The 14814-nt window shown below is 44.6% G+C and carries 16 protein-coding genes and 1 pseudogene; 3 read left to right on the top strand and 14 right to left on the bottom strand.

All coding sequences use genetic code 11. The features are described 5' to 3' along the window. The first annotated feature begins 14 nt into the window (after positions 1-14). From AC58PV_RS09490 to tatA, 3 genes are read left to right on the top strand one after another with little or no spacing between them, the layout of a single operon-like run. A complete protein-coding gene (locus AC58PV_RS09490; protein WP_497432011.1) occupies positions 15-1736 on the top strand; it encodes a GMC family oxidoreductase in 1722 nt (573 codons plus the stop codon). Between the two features lie 48 nt (positions 1737-1784). Then, complete coding sequence (gene tatC, locus AC58PV_RS09485) at positions 1785-2525, top strand: twin-arginine translocase subunit TatC (protein WP_497432010.1); 741 nt, start codon at positions 1785-1787, stop codon at positions 2523-2525. A 20-nt stretch (positions 2526-2545) separates the two neighbouring features. Beyond that, positions 2546-2743, top strand: coding sequence for a twin-arginine translocase TatA/TatE family subunit (gene tatA, locus AC58PV_RS09480; protein WP_068667381.1), 198 nt, complete (start codon positions 2546-2548; stop codon positions 2741-2743). A 331-nt stretch (positions 2744-3074) separates the two neighbouring features. Here tatA and AC58PV_RS09475 read toward each other — a convergent pair whose 3' ends face one another. The 14 genes and pseudogenes from AC58PV_RS09475 to AC58PV_RS09410 all read right to left on the bottom strand — a co-directional run bounded on the left by AC58PV_RS09475 (position 3075) and on the right by AC58PV_RS09410 (position 14735). Continuing rightward, positions 3075-4094, bottom strand: coding sequence for a substrate-binding domain-containing protein (locus AC58PV_RS09475; RefSeq protein ID WP_497432009.1), 1020 nt, complete (start codon positions 4092-4094; stop codon positions 3075-3077). Positions 4095-4199: 105 nt separating this feature from the next. Further along, the gene (locus AC58PV_RS09470; protein WP_497432008.1) at positions 4200-4517 is read right to left on the bottom strand and encodes a MocE family 2Fe-2S type ferredoxin; all 318 of its coding nucleotides are present in this window, start codon (positions 4515-4517) and stop codon (positions 4200-4202) included. After that, entirely contained in the window at positions 4514-5617 is a 1104-nt protein-coding gene (locus AC58PV_RS09465; RefSeq protein ID WP_497432007.1) for a fatty acid desaturase family protein, read from the bottom strand. Before AC58PV_RS09465 ends, AC58PV_RS09470 begins: the two co-directional genes overlap by 4 nt. A 329-nt stretch (positions 5618-5946) precedes the next feature. Then, positions 5947-6822: an RNA polymerase sigma factor SigJ gene (gene sigJ, locus AC58PV_RS09460; protein ID WP_497432006.1), complete on the bottom strand. Its 876-nt coding sequence runs from the start codon at positions 6820-6822 to the stop codon at positions 5947-5949. Between the two features lie 42 nt (positions 6823-6864). Further along, positions 6865-7215 carry a VOC family protein gene (locus tag AC58PV_RS09455; protein ID WP_497432005.1) on the bottom strand — a complete coding sequence of 117 codons (351 nt, stop codon included), beginning with the start codon at positions 7213-7215 and terminating at the stop codon, positions 6865-6867. A 14-nt stretch (positions 7216-7229) separates the two neighbouring features. Beyond that, positions 7230-7822, bottom strand: a pseudogene (locus AC58PV_RS09450) (class I SAM-dependent methyltransferase). Further along, the gene (locus tag AC58PV_RS09445) at positions 7776-8081 is read right to left on the bottom strand and encodes a GNAT family N-acetyltransferase (protein ID WP_497432004.1); all 306 of its coding nucleotides are present in this window, start codon (positions 8079-8081) and stop codon (positions 7776-7778) included. The pseudogene AC58PV_RS09450 and the gene AC58PV_RS09445 overlap by 47 nt, the downstream one beginning before the upstream one ends. Positions 8082-8090: 9 nt before the next feature. Further along, entirely contained in the window at positions 8091-8672 is a 582-nt protein-coding gene (locus AC58PV_RS09440) for a histidine phosphatase family protein (protein ID WP_497432003.1), read from the bottom strand. A gap of 147 nt (positions 8673-8819) precedes the next feature. Continuing rightward, entirely contained in the window at positions 8820-9803 is a 984-nt protein-coding gene (locus AC58PV_RS09435; protein WP_497432002.1) for a Gfo/Idh/MocA family protein, read from the bottom strand. 38 nt (positions 9804-9841) lie between these two features. Then, positions 9842-10750: a Gfo/Idh/MocA family protein gene (locus AC58PV_RS09430; protein WP_497432001.1), complete on the bottom strand. Its 909-nt coding sequence runs from the start codon at positions 10748-10750 to the stop codon at positions 9842-9844. 216 nt (positions 10751-10966) lie between these two features. Further along, positions 10967-11749 carry an alpha/beta fold hydrolase gene (locus tag AC58PV_RS09425; protein ID WP_497432000.1) on the bottom strand — a complete coding sequence of 261 codons (783 nt, stop codon included), beginning with the start codon at positions 11747-11749 and terminating at the stop codon, positions 10967-10969. 91 nt (positions 11750-11840) lie between these two features. Continuing rightward, on the bottom strand, positions 11841-12017 hold the full coding sequence (locus AC58PV_RS09420) for a hypothetical protein (RefSeq protein WP_497431999.1): 177 nt from the start codon (positions 12015-12017) through the stop codon (positions 11841-11843). A gap of 142 nt (positions 12018-12159) precedes the next feature. After that, a complete protein-coding gene (locus AC58PV_RS09415; protein WP_497431998.1) occupies positions 12160-13065 on the bottom strand; it encodes an S-layer homology domain-containing protein in 906 nt (301 codons plus the stop codon). A gap of 104 nt (positions 13066-13169) precedes the next feature. Continuing rightward, on the bottom strand, positions 13170-14735 hold the full coding sequence (locus tag AC58PV_RS09410) for a tetratricopeptide repeat protein (protein WP_497431997.1): 1566 nt from the start codon (positions 14733-14735) through the stop codon (positions 13170-13172). Positions 14736-14814 lie beyond the last annotated feature (79 nt).

Genomic DNA, 14814 nt, shown 5'->3' with positions numbered 1-14814 from the left:
GAAGGAATACATGAATGGCTACTAAAATGCCGAAAGTCCCCGTTGTCATTGTCGGAATGGGATGGGTCGGGGGAATTATCGCCGCAGAATTAACGAAACAAGGAGTTAAAGTTGTTGGCTTAGAACGGGGAAAGCCGCGCAGTACAGCTGATTACTATATGGTGCATGATGAACTGCGTTATGCTTCTCGTTATGATCTCATGCAGGATTTATCCAAAGAAACGGTCACATTTCGCAATACCGAGAAAATGGCCGCTGTGCCTATGCGCGAATACGGCTCCTTCTTGCTTGGGGAAGGTCTTGGCGGTGCAAGTGTGCATTGGAATGGACAAACGTATCGTTTTCTCCCCTATGATTTTGAGATTCATAGCAAGACTGTGGAACGATACGGGAAGGAGAAAATTCCTGAAGGCATGACGATTCAGGATTGGGGCATCACTTACGACACCTTAGAGCCTTATTTCGATAAATTCGAGAAATTGGCCGGAATTTCAGGAGATGCAGAGCAGAATCCTCTGGTAGGAAAACGTTCCGCGCCATTCCCGACCAAACCGATGGTGAAAACACCTGTATTGAAATTGTTCGAAGATGCAACTAAAAAGCTCGGCTACCATCCGTACATGATGCCCTCGGCTAACTTATCCGAGCAATATACGAATCCCGATGGCATTACCCGTGCCGCTTGTCAATATTGCGGTTATTGCGAACGTTTTGGGTGTGAGTACGGAGCTAAGGCGGATGTCATCGTGACCGCACTTCCTATTGCCGAGAAATCTGGCAATTTCGAGTTGCGCTCTTACTCCAATGTGACTCAAGTGCTGAATGATGGCAAAAAAGCAAGCGGTGTTCTGTACGTGAATACGGTAACGGGTGAGCAATTCGAGCAGCCTGCAGACGTCGTTATCATGGCCAGCTATGTATTTAACAACATTAAGCTTCTGCTTACTTCCAAATTGGGGAAACCCTATGATCCCGTTACGGGTACAGGTGTTATCGGTAAAAATTACTGCTACCAAACGAACGGCGGGAGTGCGACAGGCTTTTTCGATGAAAAGCAGTTCAACCTGTATGCGGGAGCTGGTTCCCTCGGCATGGAAATTCCTGATTTCAATGGGGACAATTTCGACCATACGAATCTGAATTTCATCCATGGCGCTGGTATTCGAATTTCGCAAACCGGCCAACGGCCGATTGCAACGAACTCTGTTCCCAAGGGCACGCCTGGTTGGGGGAAAGATTTTAAACAGAAGTCGCTGAAATATGCGAACAGCGTACTGTCGGTCTCCCCGCAGGGCAGCAGCATGCCTTGGAAACATCATTATGTGGATCTGGATCCGACGTATAAGGATGCGTATGGTTTGCCGCTTCCGCGGATCACCTTCGATTTTGAAGAACAGGATCGACAAATGATCAAATTCGTTGCTGGTAAAGCGGCAGAAATTATGAAGGAAATGAACCCAACGACCATTGGTTCTTCGGATCAGTTAGGTCCGTACAATATCGTTCCGTATCAATCAACCCACAATACAGGTGGTGTGATTATGGGGGCAGATCCATCCACCTCTGCGGTTAATTCCTATTTACAAATGTGGGATGCTGAAAATGTATTCGTCGTAGGCGCCTCCGCGTTTGCTCACAACAGCGGCTACAATCCTACAGGTACCGTTGGCGCATTGGCTTACCGCGCTGTAGACGGTATTGCGAAGTATTTGAAACAAGGTGGCAGTGTCGTTTAATGCACGGACACGGGCAGCCCACCAGTTTCATGATCAAGGAGGACTGACATGGAGCAAGAAGATTGGATCTTACATTTGACAGAGGTTCGCAAGCGATTGCTCATTGTATTCGCCTGGTTCATCGTCACGCTATGTGTGGGCTTGTACCTCTCGTCTGACATTCTTCTGTACTTGAAATCACAGCCATTGATTGGTGAAATCAAATGGAATGTGTTCTCATTCACGGACGGGCTAATGATTTATATGAAGTGTGCGTTTCTGTTCGCCGCTTTATTTACGGTGCCTGTGCTTCTCTACCAAGCATGGGTGTTCGTGAAACCAGGTTTAACCGAGGCCGAATCTAGAAGCGCACTCCCTTACATCCCTGTCGCTTTTGCCTTGTTCATCATCGGCGTGTCATTCAGTTATTGGGTCGTTTTCCCCATGATGATGCGCTTTATGATTCGGATGAATCAATCAATTGGTGCGGTGGAGACGTATGGAATCGATCGATATTTTGCCTTCTTGTTTCAAATTGTAGTTCCGATGGCGATCGCGTTTGAGCTGCCGGTGGTTCTCTTGTTTTTGACGAAAATAGGGTTATTAACGCCTCAGCTTCTGAAAATGTCCAGAAAATACGCCTACATCGCGCTCACCATCACCGGCTCGTGCATCTCGCCGCCTGACATGATTTCACACTTATCGGTCACTGTACCCTTAATTCTGCTGTTCGAAATCAGCGTATTGGTTGCTGGTTGGCAGTGGCGTGCGATGCAACGTGTTGCTCAATTGAATCTAATCGAAGATTAACAGAAAAGAGGATGAATACCATGTTCAACAATATTGGCGTATCCGGATTAATCTTAATTCTGGCCATTGCTTTAATTGTCTTCGGACCTTCCAAGCTGCCACAGCTTGGCCGTGCATTCGGGGATACCCTTCGTGAGTTCCGCAACTCAACTCGGAACATCATGGAGGAAGGCGATCATGACCATTTGATCGAAAATGAGGGCAAGAAGCCGTTGTAAGCTGGCAGCGCTTAGGTAATTCGGCCGTTAGTGATGTTTTTCATCACTAATGTTGCTGAATCCGGACTGCGCTCGGCTGTTTTCGGTCAATAGTGATGTTTTTCATCACTAATCGCGCTGAATCCGGGCTGTGCTCGGCTGCTTTCGGTCGTTAGTGATGTTTTTCATCACTAATGTTGCTGAATCTGGGCTGCGCTCGGCTGTTTTCGGTCAATAGTGATGTTTTTCATCACTAATCGCGCTGAATCCGGGCTGCTCCCTCCATCCATACGACGAAAAACCGTCACTCAAGGTCATACAACCTTGAGTGACGGCTTTTCACCTTTATAACTTAAAGACTCTCAGCAATGAGAATACTCGTGTCGGTATACTGAAATTCATGGTCAGGCTTCTTCCCCGTGAAGATGAGATCGTACAATATGCGCAGTGAGCGATAGCCTTGCTGGAACGGATTTTGCATAATCGTAAAATCAATTATACCCTCTCGCAATCCTTGCTCAACTTCAGGCATCAAATCATTGCACACGATGCGAAGCTGACCTCCTTTGTCTGTCAATTTCACCACATCAATGCAAGCTCCTGCCTGTCCTATTGACAAATAGAGGCCATCTAAATCTGGATAAGTCTTTAATGCCCTCTCTAATTCCCGAAACGTATCCTCATAGCGATCATTCCCCTCAATCACATCAACAACTTCGATCTCACTGTGAGCTAAACTCGCTTTAAAATGGTGGTATCGCATCCGTTGGGCATGAAACTTCAGATTCGATACGACAACTAGCACCTTGGCTTTGCCTTTGAAAATGCGAGACATGAGTCCAGCTGCGATTTCACCGCTTTTGCCCAGATCCTGACCAACAAAACAACTTCGCTTCGATTTCTCGACATCGGAATTAAATGTAACGACGGGAATACCTTGTTCAACTGCCTTATTGATACTTGCTCGATTAACTTCATCATCAATAGACCAGAATAGAATGCCGCTTGCTCCGCTCGCAATCAAAGTCTCAATGGCTCTCGCTCCATCATCTGGCAGCTGATTATTGATATAGACATACTCTAAGCAAATACCTAGCCCTTTCAGCTCATCTTCTGCAGCGTGAATGCCTCTTCGGATGTCATCAAAGAACGAAATCTCTTTCGGAGGCATCACAATACCTATTTGAATCGGTTTTCTATTGTAAGCGAGTGCCTTCGCAGCCACATTGGGCACATACTGAAGCTGATCTGCAATCGCAAGAATACGTTCCCTTATTTCGGGCTTTACACCCGATCTTCCATTCAGTACACGATCAACTGTACCTCTTGATACCCCAGCGTGCTGGGCAATTTCTCTAATCGTAACGCTCATAGGGTTCTCCATTCACAAGGAATTGTGTGCGGGCACAATCCAAGTATGATTGAAATGCCGCGCAATATCAAGTCAGTGTATGAGCTCCATATGGATTCTCGTTACTTATGTCAATTGCATATACACCTTACCGGCTTCAACCTTCGTTGTATAGGTGTTAAGTTTCTTGCATACGGGAACTCGCTTCGCTTCCCCTGTCGTGATGTCAAATCGACCGTTATGCTTGGGACATTCAATGAGGTTTCCCATGACAAGACCTTTGGACAGATGTATTTTCTCATGTGTGCAATATCCGTCTGATGCGAAAAATTGCCCCTGAGCGTTTCGATAAATAGCGAATGTCGCATCTCCGTGATCAAATCGAATGACGTCCTCCTCTTCTAACTCATCGGTTGCGCATACTTCTATCCATTCGTTCATCATGATGGCTGTCTCCTTAACGTAGATTGTTCTTCTTCACGGCTGCCGCCAAAATAATAAGGTTGAGCAGTTACGGGTAACGGTTTAACCACCACATATGAAGGATCCTTTTTTTGCAATCGAAGCGCAGTAATCACTTCTTTCAATGCCGCCCATAAGCTTGTTCGAGGAGCTGGACAGTCTGCCTGCATCTCTTGATGCAGCTTGGGTAATGCATGGTAGGGAACCATTGGAAACATATGATGTTCAGCATGATAATTCATATTCCAATACAAAAATCGAAAGATCGGATTCATTAGAATCGTACGTGAATTCAATCGGTGATCCAATACATCCTCATACAGCCCAAGGTGCTGTGTCATTCCAAAAAGTAGTACGAACAGATTGCCATAAAAGGACGGTAAAATAATAAACATGGCGGGAAGCAGACTCCCCATATCTACACATGCAGCTGCAACGGCTAGGAAAATCAACATGTACATGCGCGCTTCGCGAAATACTTTCGGAAATTCGGAAGCTGGAATATACTCCTTCTCTTGCGATTCCAATCGACCTACCGTGTGTAGCACAAATCGCTTCATCTCAATCGGACCGCCATATAAGTGAAATATTTGCATAAGGATGATTTTCCAGATGGGAGGTCTCTCTGTCAAAATTTCAGGATCTCTACCGACTATAATGGTATCTGTATGATGACGTGCGTGGCTCCAACGCCATGGTGTAGCTGAACGCAACACGAAAAACGAAGCAATCTGATATACCACATCATTCATCCATGGCGTCTTAAACGCTGTGCCATGACCGCACTCATGCCACCTCGAGTCGCCAGGTGATGCGTAAATCACCCCATAGATGAAAAAAGCGGGAACAGCCCACCAAGTTCCCCATGACAAATAAGCCAAATAGCCGAATATCAGCAAGGCTCCAAACCAAATGACAGTATCTCGAATCGCTGGTCCATCCTTGCGTTTCATTAACTCCTTCATTTTAGCGCGGGGAATAGGACTGGCATACCACTTTGCACTAACTAACCCACGTTCTTGCGCTCTAACGCTTTCTTGGCCTGTAATACTGTAATCTCTTTTCTGAACAACAATGGCCATATTAACGCCTCCTTTAGTTAGAACAAACAACGACTTCTTAATTTCGTGCCCGCGCACGGAAATGTCAAAAAAATAAAGCCACCTTGGCTTTAAACAATTCACATTTACTTATTACACATTTTCGTGCCCGCGCACGGAAATGTCCAAAAAATAAAGCCACCTTGGCTTTAAACAATTCACATTTACTTATTACACATTTTCGTGCCCGGGCACACTTCAATTCTAAAACATCCTTGCGTCCTTTTCAAGTAGCAAAATAGCCATGAAAGGACATCTTCCTTTCATGGCTCCGAATCAAGCATGGTACCTGTCACACATTACTTGCAAACTTACAGTTCCCCATAAATTTGAAGCAATTTATCTGGATTACGAATCACATAGAGATGGTTGGATTGTTGTCGACTCGCAGCTAACTCAAACAGAATGACCATGAATGGAGATTGATCCTTAACTAGCATGAGTCCCGATTGTCCATTAAACATCACTTTCAACCATTCTCCCACTAGTGCCCCTTTGGACTGAATCCCTTCAAAGAATGCAGCAATTCGCTCTTTACCATAAATCGGATGAATGGCAGCACTTGCTTTCCCGCCTCCATCCGATACCATTACAGCATCTTCCATTAGTAATTGAACGAAGTCATTGAAATCCCCTGTTCCCACCGCTTGAAGAAACTTCTCGACCAACGGCTCTGTTTCTCCTAATACATGATCCCCTTCGTCCGAAGTCACATGAATTTTGCTCTTGGCGCGGCTATGAATTTTGCGACAATTTGCTACCGTTTTGTGAAGCATATCCGCAACCTCTTCATAATCGTAACCGAGCACTTCTCTTAGTATGAAGACCGCTCTTTCTACCGCGGACAGTTCTTGCAGCAAGACTAGAAATGCATATGAAATTGTTTCATCCTGAACAATCCTTCCCATCGGATCTTCGCGAGATGAGGTTACTTGCGGCTCAGGAAGCCATTCACCTATGTAAGTTTCCCTTTGCTTACTAGCTGAGTTCAAGTAATTCAAGCAACGATTTGTGACCATTTTCACTAAATACGATTTCATATTCGTGACATGACCGGTGTCTGTTTTCTGTAGTGTGATGAACATGTCTTGCAACATATCTTCCGCATCAGATACGGAACCTAACATACGGTATGCGACAGAGAATAACAGCTGTTTGTAGGTCAGATAGACTGTTTCCAATTCCATGAAATGATGCTCCTTTCCCCTAGGTAGTGTAACCGGTGGGGCTTAACACATACATATCATGAGTAAATTCCCATCGAGATCCTTGAAATTAAACCAATGTCCATGCTCGATGCCCGTTACCAGCTCGACATTCTTCCCTTGCATATACGTATAAGCAGCTTGGATATCCTTCGTATTGAGATGAAAAGCTGGCGCCTTGAAGATATGATCTTCAGCGAAAATCTTACTATCTAGCACAATGCTTGTCCCTTTCATAGGCAACACATATAAATGCCCGTGAAGTATTTCCCCCTCATTGGGAAAATCCAACAGATCGCAGTACCAATCACGTGCTTTGACAATGTCTCGGACAGGGATAAATACGGTGCCAATTTCGTTAATAATGGGATTCATAAGGCCGCCTCCTTCTATGTATTCCTTGCAACATAAGTAAGACAATCTGTCTTCAATAGGATCTGTCTACCATTTCGCTCTATGTTAAATGTCAATATCTTTAATGTCGTTAATGAAATATCCCAACCCGCATATTGTTCGTTCAAAATGTCTTGCAAGCGGGCTGTCGTGAGATTTAGCTCTATCAATGGAGCTAATTCCTCCCCAGTTAACGCATCAATCTCTTGGAGATTCGAATTCACGATCAAACAATTAACCCCATTAATTCTCGTGCCTCGGACCATTTTTTCCAATACACGTTTGAAGATTCTTTCAGAATCAACATGCTCAAGAGAAGAAACAGCAACGATATAATCATAGGTATCCGGCGTAATTTCATACTCGCCAATGTCAGAGAGATACGTTTCGATTTGACCTTGAACACCCTTAGTGACATCATCATAATCGTCGAAATAAGATAACGTATCCATGACAGTCTTCACTGGCTTAGATAACCATGAGCCTTCTTCAATAACTTATAATTTTCGTAACAGGCATCATGATACTTTCTTTCTTCTTCTCTAATCTTCGTAATCCGCGATCTTATCCGTCGCTTCCGAATAGCCATACGCGAGACGCTCTTCTTCCTCAATTTCATAAAATTGAATATAACCAATCGGCCGATTCTCATATTCGACAAGGCATCTGACCGCCGAATCTTCTTCCATATAAAAATGTGCATCTACCAAATCCGCATCGTGGGGACGATCGCGACCTTCGTAGTAGGTTAATACTAAGGGATCATTCAACCAGGAAATTAATACATTTTTATCTCTGGGTTCAAGCTCTCGAATGGTCAACGCATCCGTCTGGTAGATTAGCATCATGGCATCTCCTTATTCAAAACCATCTAAGTGCGCAATACAATTGTACTGTAAGCATTCCCAACGGCTCTCCGCATGGCGAATTTTCGTGACAGATGTATTATGCAAATGTTCCTCTATATCTTCATGCGGGATCAAATTCATCAGTGTCAGACTAAGCAGAGCGCCATGACTAACGATTAACACCTTCTGATTTGGATGCCTCTCGATTACTTCTTGGATGAAACTCACACCACGTGCTGCAATTTGTTGATGTGTTTCAACTCCTAGATCCAATTGAGACCAGTCTTCTCCCCATTTGGCTACACGTTCCTCGAGTGTTGTCCCTTCAATCTCACCGCAAAACATTTCTCTTAAACGCTCATCTGTGCTCACTTCCATCTGTTTTACATGTCCTATACATGCCGCAGTTTCTCTAGCTCTCCCCAAATCACTCGCATAGATATAATCCCATTCTTCATCCTTCATACGCTGGGATAATAATTCGGCTTGTTTGCGCCCTATCTCATTAAGCGGAATGTCCGTTTGCCCTTGTATGCGTCGTTCCGTGTTCCAATCCGTTAACCCATGTCGTACCAGTCCAATAACCGTCATTTATGTTCAACCTCCTAGCAATACATTCACTACTGTGCTTAATTAAGTACATTTTCTTACTTTGTAACACATTCAGATCGATATTACAATGGATCCACGTACATAACAAAAAATAGCTGGATGCTTCCAGCTATTACTCGTGTCATCTTATAAGAATTGTTCCACGCCTGTCTCCGCAGATCGGTAAACAGCTTCAAGCACAGCTATGACTCCACGTGCATATTCAGGTGGACAATTGGTTTCATTTCTCGATTCAATTGCCTCTAATAAGTCCTTATATTGCAGCTCGAATGGCGCATCCATCGCAGGCACCTCGACTTGCTCATAGGCGCCGCCACCACTGCGCCATAAACTTACGCCAGTAACCAACTTCAGCATCCCTAATGTACCAATGATTTCAGTTTCATTGCGTGTAGCCCCTGGATAGCCCGATTGAGCAATTGACGCCGGCAGCCCCGAAGCGAGTTCCAAATAAATGATGCCGCTTCCTTCAACATTTCCTCGTTTGCCATGATGGCTTACGGTGGCGCTTACTTTGCGAACAGAACTATCCATCAACCATTGAATCTTATCAATTGAATGCGTGCCCAAGTTGGCAAGGATGCCGCCACCTGATTTATCCCTTTCCAGAAACCACTGCGGCCTTGTGTCTTGGAAGTAATTCAGATGCCTGACATCATTGATCATGACAATCTCGCCTAATTCGCCACTTTCAATGATCCGCTTGGCATGAATATTCTCAGCGATATAATGTTGCGTATGCCCAATTAAAATCCGAATATCCGCTTTCTTCGCAGCTTCCATAATGTCATCACATTCTGCAACGTTCAAGGCCATTGGCTTCTCCAACATCAGATGACACCCATGCTCAGCAGCGAAAATAGCTGATTCTCTATGTAGAAAATGCGGCAGCGCTATGGCCACGACGTCAGGTCGCTCAAGTTGAATAAGTTCCTGATAATCTTGATAAGCGTTAATCCCATAGGTTTCAGCAATTGCTTGGGCTCTCTCAAGTTGAATATCCGCAACAGCGCAAGCCACGAACCCATTCGTGCGACGAATCGCTTCAAAATGCTGAGAAGCTATGGCCCCCGCCCCAAGAACAGCCACCTTTAAATCCGCTTTTTCCATCGTTGTAGTCCTCTCCTTCAACTCATGTCTATTACTACCTATAAATGCACAGTACGCCCTGTTTCTCTACTTTCGTTAGCCGCTTCCATAAATCGAATGATTTGTGATGTCTCTTCCTCATCGATATCCGGAATTGAACTGACGAACATCCCCATAATTTTTTCCATGAGACTTGCATAGTAAGGCTTAGGATGTTTATTGACATCAATAAAGTGCGTGTGTGATGCCCGATGTAGAAGTGCACCGAATTGACCATTCCCCTTTCGATTGCCTCGAATGGTACCAATAACGCCATTAGCCCATACGCCAGTTATCAGGTCATGATCTTCTGTTGTAGCCGCAGTCACGTGCAGACACCCTTTGCCAAGAGCTCTAAAAAGCATCTCAACCGTATGCACACCATACCAAAACAATCCTGGCTGTGTCGGTTGAAGCGCCAAAGGACCATAGCAATCCATTCCGATAATTGGACTACTCGTATCTGATTCTTCTAACGCTATCGTCAATTCCTCTGCATACCTCAATGAAGAGCAGCTCATAATGGGAATATGATTCTCTTTCGCAATCGCGAAGATTTCCTTCGCATCGGCAGACGAGACTGTCATCGGCTTATCAATAAAAATGGGACGGCGATACGAAGCAACTTGACGGAATTGTTCCAAATGAATGCGACCATCCACCGATGTCATGAGTATGCCATCACATTTCTCTGCAACCTCTGCTGCTGAGTCGACAATTTCCACTCCTCGTTCACGAAGTTGAGCAGTAAACCCTTCGATACGGGAATAACTCATCTCAAAATCCGGAGAACCTCCTGGATAAGCAATCGTCACCTTGCCGCCAGCAACATGAAAAGGATGATCCTTGTCGTTTAACAATTGTGTGAACACAGGGGCGTGTGAGGAATCAATACCAATGATACCAACTCGTAATGTCGAATGACTCATAATTGGAACTACCTCCAAGACTGTTTATATGATTTTGTAAGCTACTAAATGAAATGTTGAACCCAGAACTCCTTCCCTTTCATCATAAAGAACTTCCGCTTAAGAGACAAGTCTTTTAATGGTCTATAAACTTGCGCGATATAACTTTGCTGAAATGAAATAAGCTCCCCATTAGGGAAGCTAGTCTTCATAATCCATGAAAGTTCATGCGCCGTATCATCCAATAAACTGCGTAAGAACATAGTTAAAGCGATCTCGTTCTTCCCAGAATCCACCGTGTCCGCTGTAATGAAAGGGGATAAGCTGCGAATTCGCTATCCGTTTATTCATTTCGACTGCTTGTGAATAGGGAATCACTTTGTCATGTATCCCGTGAATAATTAAGGTAGGCGCTTCAATTCGACCTAGATCCTCTGCCACATTCTCATCTCTTAGCAAGCGAACGACGGCCGCGGTTGACCAGCTGGCCGCTTGTAAACCCATCTGGAAAAACCAATCCGAGAATCGCTCCGTAATATACTGAAAGAAGAACGAATCCGTCACACTCTGTAACATATTCGCACGATCATTGGCATTCTCATGTAAAAACTTAGCTGCCGTTTCCTTCGTAAAACCTGTTGGTGCAGCTGCATCAATTAACACAAGCTTCGCTACACCTTGCCCGTGATATCTAGCCATATAACGGATCGAGATAGCGCCGCCTGTTGAATGTCCTGCAAGTGTAATACCTTCCAACTGTAACGATTGAATCACCGCATGCAAGTCATCTGCAAGCCGATCATACGTATAACCATCCATCGGTCTATCCGATTGTCCGAATCCACGCCAATCCATACCAATACAACGATACCCCAGAGCGGGAAGCACGTTAAATTGATACTCAAATTGTGTATGTGACAAAGGCCACCCATGAATAAACAGGATGGTCTTCGTCCCTTTTGGATTTACATCTTCAATAAATACTTTCACACCATTTTCCACTTGAACATAGTATCCCATGTTTGACGCCTCCGTTATGGAAATCACTTCTGTCCAATACGATATTCAACTAGGCAAATATCGGTGTCAATGGGCTTTAATCCCCGTTGAATTATTCTACTTTTTGATGGTTTGTATAAACACCAATGACAGACAACAAGGCAGCAACACCATTGGCAATGGCATTAGCTGACTCATCTGTAATGATTTCCATACCAAATGCATCCAAAATCAATTTGGCTGCACCTATTAAGCCTAAAGCTAACGTGTAATAGTTGATTGTTTTCATATCTCTCACCACCCGTCTATTAGAGGATGCTATATCCTATGTGAGAGATTACGAGCTTGCACAGTTCGAATACAGGGGGTTAAAAGCACAAAAAAATGCCACCATCCTTATCGGATAGCAGCATTTCAACCAATTTCACCTATTATTTCAGTCCGCTAGCTTCGGCCTTCACTTCATATTTCGATGATAGATAAGTCTCTGCCTTGGCTTCTGTCATGACTTGCGCATACATCATATCAGGTTGTGGCTCTATCAGTGAATACTTCACGATCGCTTGAGTGCCTGACTCAAACTGAATGCTGTCGATGCGAATGCCATAACCCGGATTCGGCTTCATACCTCGGGACAATGTTACTTTGTTCACATCATCGTTCACTTTTTCAACCGAAACTGTGACTTCATCTACTTGTGGTGGTTTCTGCACATGCGCCTCTAGCACGCGAATTGCATTGTATAACCAAGTCGCGGCTTCTCCTCTTGTTAGCTCACTTTTGGGTTGGAAGTTTCCATTCCCATCTAGAGCTGTAATTTTGTACAGCAACAATCTTTGAATGGTGCCTTGATAATCCACATTAAGCTGATCTTCATCATTAATGTTGATAAACATTTTGACTAATGGAAATTGGCCCTTGGTTTCAAGCGCTTTAACCAACAGATTTCCGAATTGCTCACGTGTAATCGTTGCATTCGGATTCACATCCTTCGGAATGTCTAGGTTGTGATAATGCGCAATAATGAATGCATCCGCATACCACGCATCATTCGGGATATTGGAATAACTATCCGACGCTAGCGGTTGCTTAATGAAACGCAAATGATCCAAGTTAAGGTCCAGACCCTTGACGATCATTTGGACACTTTGGGCATAGCTGATTTTACCCTTTGGCACGAAATGCTCATTATCAAATCCACTGACAATCCCACGATCTTTCAGCGCTAGAACGGCAGTTGCTTGTCCCTCATCTAAGTCTGAGAATGCGTAGGCGGAACCAAATGTTAAACTACTGCCCAAAAGTAAGGTTAAACTTAATGCTGCTATTTTTTTCATGTGAATACTCCTCTCATTTTCGGTTGGTATTTAGCACCTTATAGGTTATGGATACTTTCCTAACGTCAGGAGCACTGAAAATGTTGCAGGTTATTGCCATTTGATTACGCCAGAGAAATTAATAAGGCATGTAGAGCGATCGCTTCCTCATGCTCAGGGGATTGCAGAAGCGTCTGATCTACATACCGCTTGGCCTCATCATCTTGACCTAACTCGTAGTAACACACCGCCATCTCATAGAGCACAGTTGCATCATTCGCAAGCTTAGGCTGTGTGCGTTCGAAATACGGAATTGCTTCGCGATACATATCCATTTGATACAAGAGAATCCCACAAGCGAGAGCAACATCCGTATTATCGTCCATTGGATAATAATGTATCCACATGTGATCGATTCCTTGCTGAAGCGCGATCCATTCATGGTCCTTACTGTCAGGGATCAGTTCAATCAGACGTTTCGTGCAGGGAAGTAGAAACTGCGTATCATAACCGCTCAAGCGCCACAAGGCCAATAGCTGAGGCATCGTCTTCTCCTCCAACTGCGCATCGAAAGCTTCCTTCAGATTGAAAAAGTCATCAGGACCAAATCGTTCCACAAACCTATCATACGCTAATCTTGTCAGTCCATACGCGTGCGGTTCAGAAAGATTGAGCATACAACCGATGTTTAAGTATGTATAGGGATGGCTAGTGAATAGCGATTGAGCCCCCTGCGCTTCACATATATAGCTAATCGCATGATAATTCGCCGTCAATGAAATGCTGCCGTGATGAATGAGCTTCGGAGGCTCGTTAAATTCCCAGCTTTCTAGGCGATGATCGCCCTTATCCGCTGTGAGCAGCAGGAACCCTTCCTGAGATAATCCTTTCAACCGATTCAAGCAGTTCAAGCTGACTTCAGGCATAAGAATGTGGGAGTCCGAAATTTGCTGACGATATACCTCTAGTAGCTCACGATACGGATAGGATTCGTCATCATACATGTGTTCCCGTTGGTACTGATAGCTCGCCACGACCTCTTTTAAGAGCTGGGAAGCGCTCATTGCATGAGCACCATTTGGAAACTGCAAGGAGATTCGGCAATCATAGACCTGCCCATCTTCGACATAAATTAATTCCTGTGGCAGACTATCAAAAAAGTAATTCGCCATGAGAACTAACGGCTGCGCAAGATCTCCAGTTCCGATGCGTTCACCGGCATGTTGCAAATAGATGGCTTCATCATGCACCGCATCAAACTTGGCAAAGTCCAACACACCTTGCTCCACGAATGGCCTTAGACTAGCATGTTGCCGCCAGAAGGCAATGTTCTTCTCTGCCAAATCGCTCATCACATAGCGGAATGGTGGGAGCGGAATTCCCGCCTGCCTGATTCGTTTCGTTAACTCTTGCAGCACATAGAAGGCAAATTGGCCTGAACCCGCTCCAAGTTCGAGAATCATTACTTGGGCTGTCAACTGCCCCATTCTTGCTCGATCCTGTAAGAAACCAAATACCATTTCCGCATAAGAAATTGCCATTACCCGGTTACTCGTGATGTACTGGGGGACTTCTCCGCTCTGCCAAGCCGTAATCCCCTGTTCCTCGTAGTAGGTTCGCTGCAACTCCCAAATCGGTGCTTCACTAAAACGGTATGTCATTTGCTCCCCGCTCATCATGATGTGATCCATTTCCCTTCTATTTCAAATTCTAATCGCACAAACGTCATCTGGGCATATAGTAATACATCACTACGCGAGAGGAAGACCA

The sequence above is a fragment of the Paenibacillus sp. J22FR83 genome, from assembly GCF_059691955.1.
The sequence above is the reverse complement of the archived record's forward strand: the minus strand, read 5'-3'. Positions and strand labels throughout refer to the sequence as shown.